We start from the raw sequence: 17,605 nt of genomic DNA on the forward strand, positions 1-17,605 counted from the left end.
CGCTGCTCTCCTGACCTCGCAGCGCCCCTCCCGAAAAACCGGTCCCCCATCCCCGCGGGGGGCCGGTTTTCGCGTTTTCGGCCGCTGTAACCTGCTGTCAGTACAGGAAAATATCCTTTTCCATCAGCAGCAGCGGAAAGGTATCCCCCTTGAAGAAGGCGAACTGGGCACTGCGCGTGTCGAGGCGCGCGCGCGGTTCCACGCGCCGCAGCCGGTCGTCGATCTCACCCGGCTGGCAGAAGACGACGGTCCGGTCGGAAAGCCCGTCCATCCCGCGGCGCAGATGCTGAACGTGGACCGCCTCGTCGATGGTCTCGGGAAAGTCGGGCCCGCGCTCCAGCACCTTCAGCCCTGCGTCCCGTGCGGTGCGGGCGAAGCGCGTGGCGGCACGCGGGCCGAGCTGCGGCATCACGATGCGCGGCGGCCAGCGGCGCAGGGCCACCTGCTTCAGCACCACGCAGGCGAGCGCCGGCACGGCCAACAACTCGTCGGCCACATGTACGAAGTCGGCCGGGCGCTGGTAGAACTCCTCGAAACAGGTGAGCTGGGCCTCGACTTCCTCGGCCAGCATCTCGTCCGGCAGCAGGCGCAGCGCCCCCCACAGGCGCCACCAGCGCGCCTTGGGAAAGCGGCTGCCGAACTGGCTACGTGCCCGCATCGACAGCGGCGCGAAGGGGCGGGTCAGCGTCAGCGTCAGCCCGACCAGGGTGCGGTGGCGGACGCTGTCGACCGTATCGCGCAGCGGCAGGTATTCGCGCGACCACAGGTCGGAGACGACGAGACACCCCACGGCGGAGAGTGCTCCGGCCGAGATCAACTCGCGCAGGGCCCGGTCGACGCCGAAGGCCAGGCCATAGTCTGCCGACGTGAGGAGGATCCGTTTCATGCTGGAATTCTATGCAGGGACCGGCGCGCAGGCGCCAGTCCCAATTTTAGTCTGCCGATTATATGCGGCCCAACCTTCCGCCGATCACGGCAGCGGGTAGACCGGGTCGAGGGGCCTGCCCGCATTCGGCACGGCGACCCGGTAGACGACGAGGTTCTCGATCGGCGTGCCGCGCGAGCTGCGGGTGAGCACGGCAACCCGCTCTACCTCGGCAAAGCGCGCCAACAGTCGGTCCACGCCGGGATCCCGGCGTTCCTCGGCGACGAACAGCGCCGGCTGTGCCAGCGTGCCGGCGTCCGGATCGGGCCGCATCGCATAGCGGATGCGTTGGTCGACCTGTTCCACCGGCATTGCCTTGTCGAGCTGCCATGCGAGCTGGGCATTGAGACTGTAGGCGTTGGTGGCGATCCACGCCGCGCCCTGTTCGCGCGCAAGAGCCTCCAGCGCCGAACCGATCTCTTCCCAGCCGCGGGTCTGGTGCGTCGGGTCCTTGCGCGCGAAGGCGCCGGTCAGCGGCGCCACCGCATGGACGTAGACGATCAGCGACACGGCGAGCCCCAGCGCGACGGCAATGGCGGAGAAGCGCTGCCAGAACCCTGGGCCCGGCCGCAGCGGCGGGTTTGCCGCGACCAGAGCGGCGGCAAGGGCGATGGCCGGAAACAGCGGAGCGGGCCAGTTGCCCTGCACGCGCGAGTGCAGCGAATGCGCCAGCAGGTAGACGAGGAAGGGCAGGCTCGTCCACAGCAGCAGGCCGCCGGCAGCCTCGCCCCGCAGGGCGGCGCGGGCGATGCGCACCACACCGATGCCGGCAAGCACTGCGACGAGCGGATTGGCAAGGCCGATGAGCGCGCCGACGAACTCCGGCAGGTAGCGGGTGCTCCAGCCCTCCGGCACGGCGCGGCCGAACTGCTTGGTGAAGGAGGCCCATTCATGCGCCGCGTTCCAGCCGATGACAGGCGCGACGAGCAAGGCGGCGAGCAGCCCGCCGGCCCACAGCTGCCAGGCGCCCCACCAGCGGCGCGCCTGCGGCACGAAGACGAGATAGAGCACGATACCGGCGCCGAGAAACAGCACCGAATACTTGGCGTTGAGGCCCAGCCCGGCGAAGACGCCTACCGCCAGCCACCACCAGGGGTTCTCGCTCGCCATCAGCTCCGCCAGCGCCCAGATGGCGAGGCCCCAGAACAGCACGGACGGCGCGTCGGGTGTTGCCAGCAGGCTGCCGACGCCGATCAGCAGGCTCGCGTTGAGAAAGAGGACCGCAAGGCCGGCAACGCGCGCACCATAGAGCAGCTGCCCGGTGCGCCACAGCGCGGCCGAGCCGATGGCGGCCGACAGGACCGACATGAAACGCAGGCCGAGCGCGGTGTCGCCGAACAGCGACTGCCCGAGATGGGCGAACCAGGCGACCATCGGCGGGTGGTCGTAATAGCCGGCGGCAGGATGAAGGCCCCAGAGCCTGTAATAGGCCTCGTCTTCGGCAAGGCCGGCCTTGGCGGCGACCAGCAGCCGCAGCATGGTGAGGGCCGCAACGAGCAGCGCGAGGGGGAGGGGACGCACCCACAGGGGCAGCGTGTCCGTTGCCGTGCCGCCCGGTTGTTGCGCCTCGTTGTTGGGGGGCAGTCCCGCCATCTCGTCGTCCTTGTCGCGCCGCGAAGGCGCCGGGTGCGGACTTACGCCTTGCGCCAGGTCAGCACCGAGCTTGCGGCATAGTTCCACACCGCACCCATGACCGCCCCGGCCAGGCCCGCAAGCCCGATCAGGATGCGTCCTGCATCCTCCTGGTAGACCAGCGAGGCGACGCCGACATTGGCGACGACGCCGACGCTGCACACCACGTAGAAGGTGACAAGGCCGCGCAGGGCCGCAAAGCCCCGCAGCCGGCGGTCGCGATAGGTCAGGCGGTTGTTGAGCCAGAAGTTCGTGGTCATGGCGACGAAGGTCGCCGCCGTCTGCGCCACCGGGAAGGACAGGCCGCCCAGCTCCATCATGGCGAACAGCGCCGCCATGTGGACGAGGACGCCGGACGCGCCGACCAGCATGAACATCAGGAAGCGGATCGAGACCAGGTCTCCGACGAGCTTGGACAAGATGAGCCCCAGGAAGTCGAGCGCCACCAGCGTGTCGAGCTTGCTCTCGCCATGCAGGCGCTCGCGAAAGACGAAGGGAAGCTCGACGATGCGCAAGGAGCCGCGCGCGGTGGCGACGATGTCGAGCAGGATCTTGAAGCCCTGCGACGAGAGCCCGGGCGCCAGCCGCTCGACCTCGGACCGGCGGATCATGAAGAAGCCGCTCATCGGGTCGGACAGGGTCACCTTCAGCAGCACCCGCGCCAGCCGGTTGGCAAGGCCGGAGCCGGAGGCGCGCACGCCCGAAAGGCCGGTGCCCACGTCGCCGCCTTCCACATGGCGGCTTGCCACCGCAAGGTCGGCCGCGCCGTTGGACAGGGCCGCCAGCATCTTCGGCAGCAGGGTCTCGTCGTGCTGCAGGTCGGCATCCATCACCGCCACATAGTCGGCGGAGGAGGCCAGCATGCCCTCGACGCAGGCACCCGACAGGCCGCGCCGTCCGACACGGCGGATGACGCGCACCCGCGGGTCGCGCGCGGCGATGGCGCGGGCGACGTCTGCGGTGCCGTCCGGCGAATTGTCGTCGACGACGATCGCCTCCCAGGCAATGCCGGCAAGCGCGGCGTCGAGCCGGTCGATCAGGACGGGCAGGTTGTCGCGTTCGTTGTAGGTCGGCAGCACGACCGAAAGCCGTGCTGCGGCTAGCGGCGCCGTAGCGTCGGCCTCGCCCGCGTGCTGAATGCCGTCGCCCGGCATGGGAACTCCGAACATCAAGGGGATCCGGTCTGTCTTGACCGCCCGCGACCCGATGGCCTGCAAGGCGGAACCGCGCGGGACCATAGTCGGAACGCCCCCGATTGCAAGCGCCGATCCGCCGCAGCGTGCCGCGCGCCCCGGCGGCACCTCTCCCCGGCGTCCTTGCCCGCGCGGGCCGTTTCGTCTAGGAAACCGGCAACTGCAAGAACGCGCGCGTCTTTTGAGCCATGAGCAAAAAAGGATGCGCGCCCGCGATGGATTCCGATACGCCGATGGCCAAGAACAAACCGTCCAAGCTGAAGGCCCGCCTGCCGCGGGGCTTCGTCGACCGCTCGGCCGCCGACATCCGCGCCACCGAGGCGATGCTGGCGAAGATCCGCGAGGTCTACGAGCGCTACGGCTTCGATCCGGTCGAGACGCCGGCCTTCGAATATACCGATTGCCTCGGCAAGTTCCTGCCCGACACCGACCGGCCGAATGCCGGCGTCTTCTCGGTGCAGGACGACGACGAGCAGTGGATGAGCCTGCGCTACGATCTCACCGCGCCGCTCGCCCGCCATGTGGCGGAGAACATCAACGAGATCCAGCTGCCCTTCCGCAGCTACCGCGCCGGCTGGGTGTTCCGCAACGAGAAGCCGGGACCGGGCCGTTTCCGCCAGTTCATGCAGTTCGATGCCGACAGCGTCGGCGCGCCGGGCGTCCAGGCGGATGCCGAGATGTGCATGATGATGGCCGACACGATGGAGGCCCTCGGCATTCCGCGCGGGTCCTATGTCATCCGCGTCAACAACCGCAAGGTGCTCGACGGCGTGATGGAGGCCATCGGCCTCGGCGGCGAGGAGAATGCCGAGCGCCGGCTGACCGTGCTGCGGGCCATCGACAAGCTCGACAAGTTCGGCATCGAGGGCGTGCGCCTGCTGCTGGGCGAGGGCCGCAAGGACGAGAGCGGCGACTTCACCAAGGGTGCGGGGCTGCAGTCCGACCAGATCGCCAAGCTCGAGGCGGCCGTAGGCGAGTTCGAGGCCGGCAAGACCATCGGCAATCCGACCGGCGACGAGGGGCTGGCCGAACTCGGCGGGATCCAGGAACTGGCGACCGCTGCCGGCTACGGCGCCGACCGCATCAAGATCGATCCCTCCGTCGTTCGTGGTCTCGAATATTACACCGGCCCGGTTTACGAGGCCGAGCTGCTGTTCGACGTCACCAACGAGAAGGGCGAGGTCGTGCAGTTCGGCTCCGTCGGCGGCGGCGGGCGCTATGACGGGCTGGTCAAGCGCTTCACCGGGCGCGACGTGCCGGCGACCGGCTTTTCCATCGGCGTCTCGCGCCTGATGACGGCACTGAAGAACCTCAAGAAGCTGAAGGCCGACGAGGTCGTCGCCCCCGTTCTGGTCACGGTGATGGACGGCGACACGGCGAGCCTTGCCCGCTACCAGAAGATGACGCAGGACCTGCGCGCCGCCGGCATCCGCGCCGAGATGTATCAGGGCAATTGGAAGAAGTTCGGCAACCAGCTGAAATATGCCGACCGCCGCGGCTGCCCGCTTGCGATCATCCAGGGCGGAGACGAACGGGCCGAGGGCACCGTCCAGATCAAGGACCTGATCGAGGGCGCGCGCCTTGCCGGCGAGATCGAGGACAATGTGACCTGGCGCGAAAGCCGCCCGGCGCAGGTCAGCATCCCCGAGGCCGACATCGTCACCACCGTACGGCGGATGCTGGCCGAGCAGGCCGAGGACCGCGCCCGGCAGGACGGCGAAGCGGGGGCGACCCAGTGAGCCCCGCCAAGAGCCCAACCGGGCCGCAAGCCGCGCGCTACGCGGCCCTGACCGCCCTGTTCGAGACCGCCGGCTTTCCTGCTGTGGAGCCTGCGATCCTGCAGCCGACCAGCCTGTTTCTCGACCTCATCGGCGAAGACATCCGCGGCCGCATGTACCTGACGTCGGATGCGGCCGGCGAGGAGCTGTGCCTGCGTCCGGACTACACGATCCCGGTCTGCCGCGCCCATCTCGACGGGCCCGGCGCGACCACCCCGGCGCGTTATTCCTATTGCGGCCCGGTGTTCCGCCAGCGCCGCGAGGGCGCGGGCGAGTTCATGCAGGCTGGCGTCGAGTGCTTCGGCCGGCCGGACGAGGCCGAGGCCGACGCGCATGTGCTGGCGCTGGCGCTGGAGAGCCTTGCGACGCTCGGCGTCGACGATGCGACGATCCAGATCGGCGACGAGGCGCTGTTCCGCGCCGTGCTCGACGGGCTGGACCTTGCGCCCGTGTGGCACCGCCGTCTCGGCGAGCTGTTCGGCGAACGCGACCGGCTGGACGCGGCCATCGCCGCCATGACCGGCGGCGTGCCGGAGGGGGCGATGCCAGTGCCGGCCCTGATGCGCGCGCTCGATGGTGTCGATCCCGCGACCGCGCAGCAGGCCGTTGCCGAGCTGCTGCGGCTTTCGGGCCTGCGCCCGGTCGCCGGCCGCAGCGCCGCCGACATTGCCGGCCGGCTGCTGGAACAGGCGGCGCTTGCTACCCACGACAGTGGCACCGACCGGGCGGCCGAGCTGCTCTCCGCGTTCCTGTCGATCCGCGGGCGTCCGCGCGAGGCGGTGACGGCGCTGGAGGCCTTCGCGGCCCGCTCGGGGCTGGACCTGGCCCCGGCGCTTGCCGGGTTCACCGCGCGGCTGGACGCGCTGGAAGCGGCCGGCGTCGACGTGGCGGGGCTGGAGTTCTCCGCCGATTTCGGCCGCCGGCTCGACTATTACACGGGCTTCGTCTTCGAGATCCATTCGGCCTCGCGCAAGGACGCTGGCCAGATCGTCGGCGGCGGTCGCTACGACCGTCTGCTCGCCCTGCTTGGCGCCGAGACCCACATCCCGGCGACCGGCTTTTCCATCTGGCTCGACCGGATCTGAGGCGCATTGTCATGACCCATTCGCCGGAAACCGCTGCCCAGCCGCTGATCATCGCGGTGCCCTCCAAGGGACGGCTGCAGGACAACACGCACGACTTCTTCGCCCGCGCCGGCCTGCCGGTCGGCCGTCCGGGCGGGGCGCGCAACTATCGCGGCCGGCTCGGCCGCTTTGCCGCCTCCGAGGTCGAGATCGCCTTCCTGTCGGCCTCCGAGATCGCCCGCGAGCTCAGCTCCGGGCAGGCGCATCTGGGCGTCACCGGCCTCGATCTCGTGCACGAGACGATCTCGCAGCCCGAGGAATTGGTGCATGTGGTGACGCCGCTCGGCTTCGGCTTCGCCGATGTGGTCGTGGCCGCGCCCGACGCCTGGATCGATGTGTCGACCATGGCCGATCTCGTCGATGTCGCCTCGCATTTCCGCGCGCGCAATCGCGGGCGGCTGCGCGTCGCCACCAAGTATGTGGCGCTGACGCGGGCCTTCTTCGCGCAGCACGGCCTGTCCGATTACCGGATCGTGGAAAGCGCCGGCGCGACCGAGGGCGCACCGGCCGCCGGCACGGCGGAGCTGGTCGTCGACATCACCACCACCGGCTCGACGCTCGCCGCCAACAATCTCAAGGTGCTGGACGACGGCGTCATCCTGAAGAGCCAGGCGCATCTCGTCGCCTCGCTGAAGGCCGAGTGGACGCCGGCGCAGCTCGCCGCCGCGCGGGTCATCCTCGACCGGATTGCGGCGGAGGAGCGGGCCCGCTCGCATCGCGAGATCCGCGCGCTGGTGCAGGCGCCGGAACTGACCGCCCGCACCGCGGCCGAGCAGTTCGGCGCGGTCGCGCCCTTCGGCACGCAGGTCGGCCAGCCCTTGCTCCTGCACTGCCCGGCGGCTCGCGCCGCTGATTGCGCCACGCTGCTGCGCGATCACGGCGCGCCGCACGTCAGCGTCACGACGCTCGACTACGTGTTCGGCACGCACAACCCGCTCTACGATCCGCTGGCGGCCCGCGTCGGCGCGTGAGCCGGCGCGACCCGCAACCGGCTCAGTAGTGCGGCGGCTTGGTCACCGGCGCGCTGCCGACGGCCGCGTCTTCCAGTTCCTCGACATGCTCGACCAGGGCCGCCAGACGGCGGTTCAGGGCGTCGATCTGATCGGCCTGACGGGTCACCACCTCGTTCAGGTCCTCGACGGTGCGCGTCTGGAAGGCGAGCTGCTCTTCCAGCCGCTCGATACGGGCTAGCGTTTCGCGGTCCATTGCACTCTTCCTCAGGTCTTCGATGAGTCCAGGGAGCCGGCCTGTGCAGGCGGCCCTCCAGCCTCGCCATACCCTTTGCCCGCGCGGCTGTCCATGTGGGCCGAACGCCCTTCCAAACGCAAATGGGCGGCCCGAGGGCCGCCCATCCGGTATTATTTCTGGCTTTACGGACTTCTTAGAAGTCCATGCCGCCACTGAAACCGCCTGTTGGCGGTTTCAGGATGCCCGATGATGGGCGGCTTTATGGACTTCTTTTTTAGCGCATTTTCGCGACGCGAAGCTTCGCTTCGCTGGAAAATGCTTAGAAGTCCATGCCGCCCATGCCGCCGCCCGGCATTGCCGGAGCCGGAGCGTCCTTCTTCGGAAGCTCGGCGACCATCGCCTCGGTGGTGATCAGCAGGCCGGCGACCGAAGCCGCGTCCTGCAGAGCCGTGCGCACGACCTTGGTCGGGTCGATGATGCCGGTCTCCACCATGTTGACGAACTGCTCCGTCTGGGCGTTGAAGCCGAAGGTCTCGTCGTTGTTCTCGAGGATCTTGCCGACCACGATCGAGCCCTCGACGCCAGCGTTCGTGGCGATCTGGCGGATCGGAGCCTCAAGAGCGCGCAGGACGATCTTGATGCCGGCCTGGATGTCCGGGTTGTCGGAGGTCAGGGCCTCGACAGCCTTCTTGGCGCGCAGCAGGGCGACGCCGCCACCCGGGACGATGCCTTCCTCGACGGCCGCACGGGTCGCGTTGAGGGCGTCGTCGACGCGGTCCTTCTTCTCCTTGACCTCGATCTCGGTCGCACCGCCGACGCGGATCACGGCGACACCGCCGGCCAGCTTGGCAAGGCGCTCCTGCAGCTTCTCGCGGTCGTAGTCCGAGGTGGTCTCCTCGATCTGCGCCTTGATCTGCGCAACGCGGCCCTCGATGTCGGCCTTGTCGCCAGCGCCGTCGACGATGGTGGTGTTCTCCTTGGTGATGGAGACCTTCTCGGCGGTGCCGAGCATGTCGAGCGTGACGTTCTCGAGCTTGATGCCGAGGTCCTCGGAGATCACCGTGCCGCCGGTCAGGACGGCGATGTCCTCGAGCATGGCCTTGCGACGGTCACCGAAGCCCGGAGCCTTGACGGCAGCGATCTTCAGACCACCGCGCAGCTTGTTGACCACGAGGGTGGCCAGGGCCTCGCCCTCGACGTCTTCGGAGATGATCAGCAGCGGACGGCTGGACTGAACGACGGCCTCGAGGATCGGCAGCATGGCCTGCAGGTTCGAGAGCTTCTTCTCGTGCAGCAGGATGTACGGCTTCTCCAGCTCGGCGACCATCTTCTCGGCGTTGGTCACGAAGTAGGGCGACAGGTAGCCACGGTCGAACTGCATGCCCTCGACGACCTCGAGCTCGGTCTCGAGCGACTTGGCTTCCTCGACGGTGATCACGCCCTCGTTGCCGACGCGCTGCATCGCCTCGGCGATGTCCTCGCCGATCTGGGTGTCGCCGTTGGCGGAGATGGTGCCGACCTGCGCAACCTCAGCCGAGGTGGAGATCTTCTTCGAGCGGGCCTCGAGGTCCTTCACGGCAGCGGCAGCAGCCATGTCGACGCCGCGCTTCAGGTCCATCGGGTTCATGCCGGCGGCCACGGCCTTGGCGCCCTCGCGGACGATGGCCTGGGCCAGGACGGTCGCGGTGGTCGTGCCGTCGCCGGCAATGTCGTTGGTCTTCGACGCGACTTCGCGCACCATCTGGGCGCCCATGTTCTCGAACTTGTCCTCAAGCTCGATTTCCTTGGCGACCGACACGCCGTCCTTGGTGATGCGCGGAGCACCGAAAGCCTTGTCGATCACGACGTTGCGGCCCTTCGGGCCGAGGGTCACCTTCACCGCGTTGGCGAGGATGTCCACGCCGCGCAGCATGCGGTCGCGGGCGTCGGACGAAAACTTGACTTCTTTGGCAGCCATTTTCATGTCTCCATGTGAGGTTGGTCGTCGCGGTATCGCGCCTGCGGCCCGCTATGGACCTGCGGCCGGCGACCGCGACAAGAACAGGAAAAGCGCGGTTCGGCTTAGCCGACCACGCCCATGATGTCGCTTTCCTTCATGATCAGAAGGTCTTCGCCGTCGATCTTGACTTCGGTGCCGGACCACTTGCCGAACAGCACGCGATCGCCAGCCTTGACGTCGAGGGCGATCAGATCGCCATTGTCCTTGCGGCCACCGGGTCCGACGGCGACGACTTCGCCTTCCTGCGGCTTTTCCTTGGCGGTGTCCGGAATGATGATGCCACCGGCGGTCTTCGCTTCGGAGTCGACGCGGCGAACGACGACGCGATCATGCAGAGGACGGAACTTCATGTCGTGCTCTTTCCTTTTGGGGCCAGCGTGGTACTTGTCGCGCCTGCGCCCCTCCGTCGGGGTCGCCCGGTCGCTGACCACGTTGGCACTCTGTGAATGAGAGTGCTAACAGCGCGCTTGATGTAGGCGCCTGTCCCGCACCTGTCAATGGTCTGCCGAAGCGCTTTTTTCGCGTCCCGCCGCTCTCGCTCGGCCGGGGCGGCAAGGGCGGCCGATCGTTAAGGTTTCTGCCCCGTTAACGATCTTCGAAAAGAGTTTGGCAAGGGCTGGTGGTTACGGTGCCGCCATGACCAAGATCCAGCGCCTCGCCAGACGTTTCGCCTCAGATCGCCGCGGCAGCATCGTCGTGCCGTTCGCCATATGCACGACCGTCTGCCTGATGGTGACCGGCGCGGCGATCGATTACGCGCGCGCCTTCAATGCCAAGGTCGACCTGCAGGCCGCCGTGGATGCGACCGCCCTGGCCGCCAATTACGACAGCCAGGGACTGTCGGAATCGAAAGTGAAGGCCAACGCCGAAAGCTACTTCAAGGCGATTTACAAGGGCGATATCGACGAGGTCGAACTCGACGTCTCGGTGGTGAAGGGAACGGTGACGGTGACCGCCGGCAAGCCCGTCAAGACCGTGCTCGGCAGCCTCATGAACAAGCCGCAGATCGACGTGCGCGTCATGTCGCAGACGGTGGTGGGCAAGGCGACCTTCGACGTCGTCATGGTGCTCGACAATTCCGGTTCGATGGCCGGCAGCCGCATGTCGACGCTGAAGAAGGCTGCCAAGGACCTCACCGAAACGCTGTTCAAGATCAACGAGGACGGCGAGAAGAAGGACCGTGTGCAGATCGGCCTCGTGCCCTTCACCTCCTTCGTCAATGTCGGGGCGGACAAGGCCACGGCCTCCTGGATGGACCAGGAAGGCGCCTCGCCGATCCACTGGAAGAATTTCGAGACCCGCTCGAACGGAACGCCGGATCCGGCGGAGTTCGACAGCAAGCTCCTGACCAACGGCAAGCCGAGCCGCTTCACCCTGTTCAAGCAGCTGAAGCACACGGACTGGCTGGGCTGCGTCGAGGCGCGGCCGATGCCCTACGACGTCGACGACACGCCTGCGTCGAGCTCCAATCCGGCGACGCTCTTCGTGCCGCAATTCGCGCCGGACGAGCCGTCGAACGCCAACAAGAAGTGGGGCGACAGCTACTACAACAACTATCTGGACGACGACCGAGGCGCCTGCGAGACCACTTCGAAGGAGGCCGCTCGTTCGTCGGGAATGGACCGCTGGGAGTACGCCCAGAAGCGCCTGTGCAAGTACAAGGACCAGCCGCGGTCGCTCGGCAATACCACCGTCAATGGGCCGAACTACTGGTGCAAGACCCAGCCGATCACCGATCTGACCAACGACAAGTCGCAGGTGCTGCGCGACATCCAGACGATGAAGGCGGACGGTCACACCAACATTCACCAGGGTGCCGTCTGGGGATGGCGGGTCCTGTCGCCGTCAGAGCCTTTCACCAAGGGCCGCGAGGCGAAGAAGGACGAGGACGAGGAGCACGTGCGGGCGATGATCGTCATGACCGACGGCGAGAACACCTACCAGAGCCAGAACTCGTTCAACAAGACGCGCATCAACGCCTATGGCTACGGCACCGAAGAGCGTCTGGGCAATGGCGTCGATACGTACTGGGAAATCCAGGACAAGATGGACGACCGGCTGCAGCAGACCTGTACCAATGCCAAGAAGGGCGGCGTTCAGGTCTACACGGTGGCCTTCCAGATCTCGAGCAGCAGCACCATCAACATGATGAAGAACTGCGCCACGACCCCTGCCATGGCCTTCGACGCGAAGTCCAACAGTGCTCTGGTCGAGGCGTTCGAGCGGATCGCCGAAGAGATCACCAAGCTGCGGTTGCAAATGTGAGGGCAGGGCCTCCCGGCAAGCCGTCAGCCGGCAGGCGTCACTCCGCCGCGCGGATGCTGAAGGGCAGTTCGCCGGAGGCCGTCTTGCCGCTGACCGTATCGGTCAGCGTCGTCACCAGCCGGTAGTCGCCGGGCCGCAGGCCCTCGAAGGCGAAGCTGAGCGTCGCGTGGAACTCCCGCAGCTTGTTGCGGCTGTCGGCGCGCAGGTCGGCAAAGCCCGTCTGCTCGGCCAGCACCTGGCCTGACGTGTTCAGCAGTTCGAACCCGGCGGTCAGCCGCACGCCATAGCCTTCCGCCGTCGCGTCGTACCCGAAGCCGACCGGCTCGGCATAGACGGTGAGCGTGTCGCCGGCGGCGAAAACGGCATCCTTGCGCGGGGTGTAGCGGCCGTAGCCGCTCGCCGGGCCGTCGCTGAAGGCAAGGGCGGCAAAGGAAAGCGGCGCCTGCTGCCAGGCGGCGTCGAGTGCCTGATAGGCGCCGGCAAGGCCTTCGGGAAGCGCCGGAGACGCCTGCTGGGCGAGGCTGGCTGCGGGAAGCAACGCAAGACCTGCGGCAAGCGCCAGCGCCCTTGCGAGAGAGGCGGGATGCGCCGCGCGCGCCCGCTCACCCATGGTTACAGCTTCCCCGACAAACTTGCCGAAGCGACCCGACTTGCCCCTGTTCATCCAAGCCCCGCCCTGTTGAAGCCCCGCACTGCATTTTGCGGCGCACGGTATAGAACGGGGCGCGGAAAACAACAAGATTATCCGGCAAAACCGGTGAACAGGCCGCCGTCGCCGCCCTCGATCCGGTCGCTCCAGGACTGGCGCTTGCGGTAGATCGTCGAGGGACTGATTTCCAGCGCTGCGGCCGCCTTGGCGATGTTGCCGTCGAAGGCGTCGAGCGCGTCCTCGATGATGCGCTTTTCCTGCGCCCACAAGGGTTCGATCTCGCCGCCGCGGCGGCGCGCGCCGAACGGGGCCGCCGCACCGCGTACCGGCTCATGGCGATGGGACAGGCCGCCGTCGCCGAGCAGGAAGGCGGGAAGCATCTGCGCCGTCAGCGCGTCGCCCTCATGCAGCACCACCGCCTGGCGGACCGCATTCTCCAGCTGGCGGACATTGCCCGGCCAGTCATAGGTCAGGAGTTTCTCGCCGGCGCAAGGAGCGACGCCGGAGAATGCGCGACCCTCCTCGCGCGCATAGCGGGCAAGGAACGACTGGGCCAGCGGCAGGATGTCCTCGCGGCGGTCGCGCAATGCCGGAAGGCGGATCGGCAACACGTGCAGGCGGTAGAACAGGTCCTCACGGAAGCGGCCGACGGCGATTTCCGCATGCGGGTCGCGGTTGGTGGCGCACAGGATGCGCACGTCCACGGGCCGCGAGCGGGTGTCGCCGGCGCGCTGCACCGTGCCGGTCTGGACGAAGCGGAGCAGCTTGGACTGCAGGGCGAGATCCATCTCGCCGATCTCGTCGAGAAACAGCGTGCCGCCGTCTGCAGCTTCCGCTGCGCCGGGCCGGCTTTCCGAGGTGCCGGCAAAGGCACCACGCGCATGGCCGAAGATCTCGCTCTCCATCAGCTCGCCGGGAACGGCGGCGCAATTGATGGCGATGAACGGCGCACCGGCGCGGGGCGAGCGGGCGTGAATCGCTGCCGCTGCCAGTTCCTTGCCGCTGCCGGATTCGCCGGTGATGAACACCGGAGCGGAGGACGGTGCGATGCGGCGGATCTGGTCGTAGACCTCGCGCATGCGGGCCGATCCGCCGACGAAGCTCTCGAAGCGGAAGGGCTCGCGGGTCGCGGTGAGATCGCGGGGTTCGCCGGAATTCGGCGCGGCCTGCCGGCGCAGGCTTTCGCCGCGCGGCAAGCGGGTGTTCTGGATCAGGAAGCGATCGATGCGCTCTGCCACCGCGACGGGATCGATCGGCAGGCTGATCACGTCATGGGCACCCGCTTCCATCGCCGCCAGGCTGCGGCTCAGCGATTCCCGCGGGCTGATGGCCATCAGCATCGCCTGAGGCTGCGCTGCGGCGAGGCGGGACAGGTGCCCGTCCTGGCCGAGGGTCTCCAGGTCGACGATCATCACGTCGGGGCGCACCTGGGTGCTCGCGGCGTAAAACGGCTCGAAACTGTGATAGGCGACCGGCGTCGCGCAGGGATGATCCATCGCCTGGGCGATCGAACCGGCTAACTCGCGGGTCGTCCCGTCTCCTTCGAGAACGGCCAACCGGATTTTCCCCGCAGCGCCATGCATGGACTCCATGCTTTGGCGACCCCCTTCTTGCTCCCGCCCCGCTGGCGGCATCGATTTGATTTGCCGTCAGATTCTGATCGGACATGGTAAACAAAATGTTTCCGATCCGGCCCCGTGAAACAGGCATTTGCGCCCTTGCCGCGCAATCCACAGCCGGGCAGGGGAGCTGCGTCGTCCAGCCCCACGAATTTCTGCGGATAGGTCGCCCCTGGCGCCGGTGCTAGTGTCGCACGGAAACGGTCGCCGACCGACCGCCCGACGCCGGCAAGGACGCGCCGCATGAAACGCATTGTCACCCTGCTTGCCATCGTGGCGGTTGCCGCCGCTGCCTGGGGCGGCTTCGTCTGGTGGCGGGAGCGGCCCGTGCCGGTGACCGTGGTCACGCCGCACATGGGGCGCGCGGCCGACGTGGTCTATGCCACCGGCGTCGTCGAGCCGGTGCGCTGGGCCAAGGTCACCAGCGTGCTGCGCGAGCGCATCATCGAACTGTGCAGCTGCGAGGGTGAGACCGTGCAGGCGGGGCAGGTGATCGGCCGGATCGACTCCACCGCGGCCCGCGCAACCCTTGCCGAGCTGGAGGCCCGTGCGCGCCTGTCGGAGCAGGAGCTGGAGCGCGCCGCCGGGCTGCTGGAGCGTCGCGTCGTCTCGCAGCAGGCCTTCGAGAAGGCCGAGAACGACCATTCCCGCAACGTAGCGCTGGTCGCCGCACAGGCCGCACGCCTAGACGACTATGAGCTGCGCGCGCCGATGGACGGCCAGGTGCTGCGCCGCGACGGCGAGGTCGGCGAGGTGGCGGAGCCCGGCGCGGTCCTGTTCTGGGTCGGGCAGGACCGGCCGCTGCAGATCGTCGCCGACGTCAACGAGGAAGACATCCCGCTGGTGCGCCGCGACCAGAAGGCGGTGGTGCGCGCCGATGCCTTTCCCGACAGCAGCTTCGAGGCGGAGGTCGAGCGGATCACTCCCAAGGGCGACCCGGTGCTGAAGACCTATCGGGTCTATCTCGCCTTTCCCCAGGAAACCCCGCTGATGATCGGCATGACCAGCGACGTCAACATCGTCGTGCGCGAGGTCGAGAACGCCATGCTGATCCCGCTGGCCGCGCTGGACGAGGACCGCGTGCTGGTGCTGGAGGACAATGGCCGGCTGGCGGAACGGCGGATTTCCGTCGGCATTCGCGGCATCGAGGAGGTGCAGGTTCTGGAGGGGCTGAGCACCGGCGACCGTGTCGTCTCGCCCTGGGCGGAGGGGCTTGCTTCCGGCATGGCGGCAACGCCGACAGCCGCTGCGAGCGGCGGAGACTGAGGCCGTGCCCCTCATCCTGTCCATCGCCCTGACTCATGTGCGCGGCCGCCTGCGCCAGAGCATCGTCTCGGTGCTGGGCGTGATGCTCGGCGTCGGGTTTTCCATCGCCATGGCGGCCCTGATGCAGGGCTCGCAGGAGGATTTCATCGCCACGCTGGTCGATGCAATGCCGCATGTGGAGGTGAGCGACGAGGTGCGAGATCCCGCGCCTCCTCCGGCCGCCCGTTTCTACGGTGCGGTCAACGTGATCGGCGCGCGGCCCGATGACGACACGCGCGGCCTGCGCAATCCGGCAAGGTTGCGGGCGATGCTCGACAGCTGGCTGCCGGGCCGGATGACCATGACGCTCGCCGGCCAGGCGGTGCTGCGATACGGCGGCCGGGACGTTGCGGTGTCGCTGACCGGCGTCGATCCTGCCAGCTATCTCCGGGTCTCGACCATCGGCGACGACATGCGGTCAGGCTCCTTCATGGAGCTTGCCGCCAATCTCAACGGCATCGTCGTCGGCGACGGCGTCGCCGAAAAGCTCGGCGCCCGGCTCGGCGACACGATTTCCGCCTCCACGTCTTCCGGCGGCGTGCGGCGGCTGAAGATCGTCGGCCTCTACCACACCGGCATCACCCAGGCGGACGATGCCACCGCCTATGCGATGCTGAAGACCGCGCAGGTGCTGTTCGCCCGACCCGATGTCGTCAACCGGATCTCCGTGAAGCTGGACGACATCAACGCAGCGCGGTCCGTTGCCGCCCGCATCGAGCGCATGACCGGCTACCGCGCAACCTCCTGGCAGGAGGCGAACGAAAGCCTGATGGAGGTGCTCGTGGTGCGCAATGTCATCATGTACACCGTGGTCGGAGCGATCCTGCTGGTCGCCGGCTTCGGCATCTTCACCATCGTTTCGACCATCGTCCACGAGAAGGCGCGCGATATCGCCATCCTGAAGTCGCTCGGCTTCGGCCAGGGCGACATTCGCCGGATCTTCCTGATCGAGGGGTTGGTGATCGGCGCCGCCGGCTCGGTGCTGGGCTCCGTGCTGGGCTATCTGATCACGCTGGGCCTCGGCGCCGTCACCTTCGAGGTGCGCACCAATGTGGAGATGACCTCGCTGCCGCTGACCTACAGCCCGCTGCACTACCTGATCGCCAGCGGCTTCGCGCTGCTCTCCGCGGGTATCGCCGGCTACATGCCGGCGCGGCGCGCGGCAAAGCTCAATCCCGTCGAGATCGTCCGGGGGGCGTCATGACCGTGGTTGCAGAAGGTGAGGCGAAAGCTGCCACGGAACCCGGACCCGCGCCGCTGATCGAGGCGCGCCGGCTGACCCGGGTGCTGCCCGGCACCGTGCCGGTGACGCTGGTGCGCGACATCGACCTGTCGATCCAGGCGGGCGAGTTCGTCGCCATCACCGGGCCGTCGGGGTCGGGCAAGTCGTCGTTGCTCTATCTTCTCGGGCTGCTCGACCTTCCAACCAGCGGAGAGGTTCTGATCGAGGGAGAGCCGACGCATCTCCTGTCGGAACGCCGGCGCGCGGCGATCCGCCTGTCGACGCTCGGCTTCGTCTTTCAGTTCCACTTCCTGCTGCCGGAATTCACCATCACCGACAATGTTATGATCCCCATGCGCAAGCTCGGCCGGTTGCCGGCACGCCAGATGCGCGAGCGGGCAAGGGGGCTGCTGGCCGATCTCGGTCTCGGCGACCATCTGGAAAAGCGCCCCGACCAGCTGTCGGGCGGCCAACGCCAGCGGGTGGCGGTGGCGCGCGCGCTGGCCAACGAGCCCCCGGCGATCCTGGCGGACGAGCCGACCGGCAGCCTCGACAGCCGCTCGTCGGAACAGGTGTTCGAGATCCTGCGCGCTCTTGTCGACGATCACCGCAAGACGGTGATCGCCGTGACCCACGATCTGGACATGGCGGCGCGCATGGACCGGCGCCTGCACCTGGTCGACGGAATGCTTGCCGACCCGTGAGG

15 protein-coding genes are annotated in these 17,605 nt (G+C 67.9%); 7 read left to right on the forward strand and 8 right to left on the reverse strand.

Translation table 11 applies throughout. The features are described from left to right. Positions 1–97 precede the first annotated feature (97 nt). The 3 genes from BBX35_RS12560 to BBX35_RS12570 all read right to left on the reverse strand — a co-directional run bounded on the left by BBX35_RS12560 (position 98) and on the right by BBX35_RS12570 (position 3,711). On the reverse strand, positions 98–886 hold the full coding sequence (locus BBX35_RS12560) for a ChbG/HpnK family deacetylase (RefSeq protein WP_067220538.1): 789 nt from the start codon (positions 884–886) through the stop codon (positions 98–100). An 84-nt stretch (positions 887–970) separates the two neighbouring features. Then, on the reverse strand, positions 971–2,518 hold the full coding sequence (locus BBX35_RS12565; RefSeq protein WP_083206261.1) for a glycosyltransferase family 39 protein: 1,548 nt from the start codon (positions 2,516–2,518) through the stop codon (positions 971–973). A 41-nt stretch (positions 2,519–2,559) separates the two neighbouring features. Next, on the reverse strand, positions 2,560–3,711 hold the full coding sequence (locus BBX35_RS12570; RefSeq protein ID WP_067221527.1) for a glycosyltransferase family 2 protein: 1,152 nt from the start codon (positions 3,709–3,711) through the stop codon (positions 2,560–2,562). A gap of 272 nt (positions 3,712–3,983) precedes the next feature. Between BBX35_RS12570 and hisS the strand changes: the two genes are divergently transcribed. Genes hisS through hisG form a run of 3 tightly spaced genes read left to right on the forward strand, consistent with a single transcriptional unit; the run spans position 3,984 to position 7,623 of the window. Next, positions 3,984–5,489, forward strand: a complete 1,506-nt coding sequence (hisS, locus tag BBX35_RS12575) for a histidine--tRNA ligase (RefSeq protein WP_067221530.1) — start codon at positions 3,984–3,986, stop codon at positions 5,487–5,489. Beyond that, a complete protein-coding gene (locus tag BBX35_RS12580; RefSeq protein WP_067220541.1) occupies positions 5,486–6,613 on the forward strand; it encodes an ATP phosphoribosyltransferase regulatory subunit in 1,128 nt (375 codons plus the stop codon). The genes hisS and BBX35_RS12580 overlap by 4 nt, the downstream gene beginning before the upstream one ends. 11 nt (positions 6,614–6,624) lie before the next feature. Further along, a complete protein-coding gene (gene hisG, locus BBX35_RS12585; protein ID WP_067220544.1) occupies positions 6,625–7,623 on the forward strand; it encodes an ATP phosphoribosyltransferase in 999 nt (332 codons plus the stop codon). Between the two features lie 22 nt (positions 7,624–7,645). Here the strand turns inward: hisG and BBX35_RS12590 are convergent, their stop codons facing one another. From BBX35_RS12590 to groES, 3 genes are all read right to left on the reverse strand, one after another. Next, positions 7,646–7,858, reverse strand: a complete 213-nt coding sequence (locus BBX35_RS12590) for a SlyX family protein (RefSeq protein ID WP_067220546.1) — start codon at positions 7,856–7,858, stop codon at positions 7,646–7,648. Positions 7,859–8,159: 301 nt separating this feature from the next. Beyond that, positions 8,160–9,797: a chaperonin GroEL gene (groL, locus tag BBX35_RS12595; protein ID WP_067220549.1), complete on the reverse strand. Its 1,638-nt coding sequence runs from the start codon at positions 9,795–9,797 to the stop codon at positions 8,160–8,162. Positions 9,798–9,901: 104 nt separating this feature from the next. Next, positions 9,902–10,189 carry a co-chaperone GroES gene (gene groES, locus BBX35_RS12600; RefSeq protein WP_067220552.1) on the reverse strand — a complete coding sequence of 96 codons (288 nt, stop codon included), beginning with the start codon at positions 10,187–10,189 and terminating at the stop codon, positions 9,902–9,904. 286 nt (positions 10,190–10,475) lie between these two features. Between groES and BBX35_RS12605 the strand changes: the two genes are divergently transcribed. Then, a complete protein-coding gene (locus BBX35_RS12605; RefSeq protein ID WP_067220555.1) occupies positions 10,476–12,104 on the forward strand; it encodes a TadE/TadG family type IV pilus assembly protein in 1,629 nt (542 codons plus the stop codon). Between the two features lie 37 nt (positions 12,105–12,141). Here BBX35_RS12605 and BBX35_RS12610 read toward each other — a convergent pair whose 3' ends face one another. Beyond that, positions 12,142–12,714, reverse strand: a complete 573-nt coding sequence (locus tag BBX35_RS12610) for a hypothetical protein (protein WP_083206262.1) — start codon at positions 12,712–12,714, stop codon at positions 12,142–12,144. A gap of 131 nt (positions 12,715–12,845) precedes the next feature. Further along, entirely contained in the window at positions 12,846–14,309 is a 1,464-nt protein-coding gene (locus BBX35_RS12615) for a sigma-54 dependent transcriptional regulator (RefSeq protein ID WP_208979833.1), read from the reverse strand. Between the two features lie 306 nt (positions 14,310–14,615). Between BBX35_RS12615 and BBX35_RS12620 the strand changes: the two genes are divergently transcribed. Genes BBX35_RS12620 through BBX35_RS12630 form a run of 3 tightly spaced genes read left to right on the forward strand, consistent with a single transcriptional unit; the run spans position 14,616 to position 17,603 of the window. Then, a complete protein-coding gene (locus BBX35_RS12620; RefSeq protein WP_067220559.1) occupies positions 14,616–15,638 on the forward strand; it encodes an efflux RND transporter periplasmic adaptor subunit in 1,023 nt (340 codons plus the stop codon). A 4-nt stretch (positions 15,639–15,642) separates the two neighbouring features. After that, the gene (locus tag BBX35_RS12625) at positions 15,643–16,881 is read left to right on the forward strand and encodes an ABC transporter permease (protein WP_067220562.1); all 1,239 of its coding nucleotides are present in this window, start codon (positions 15,643–15,645) and stop codon (positions 16,879–16,881) included. Next, positions 16,878–17,603: an ABC transporter ATP-binding protein gene (locus tag BBX35_RS12630; RefSeq protein WP_067220564.1), complete on the forward strand. Its 726-nt coding sequence runs from the start codon at positions 16,878–16,880 to the stop codon at positions 17,601–17,603. The genes BBX35_RS12625 and BBX35_RS12630 overlap by 4 nt, the downstream gene beginning before the upstream one ends. The last annotated feature ends 2 nt before the right edge of the window (positions 17,604–17,605 follow it).

The organism is Stappia indica (assembly GCF_001696535.1).
GTDB classification, from domain to species: domain Bacteria; phylum Pseudomonadota; class Alphaproteobacteria; order Rhizobiales; family Stappiaceae; genus Stappia; species Stappia indica.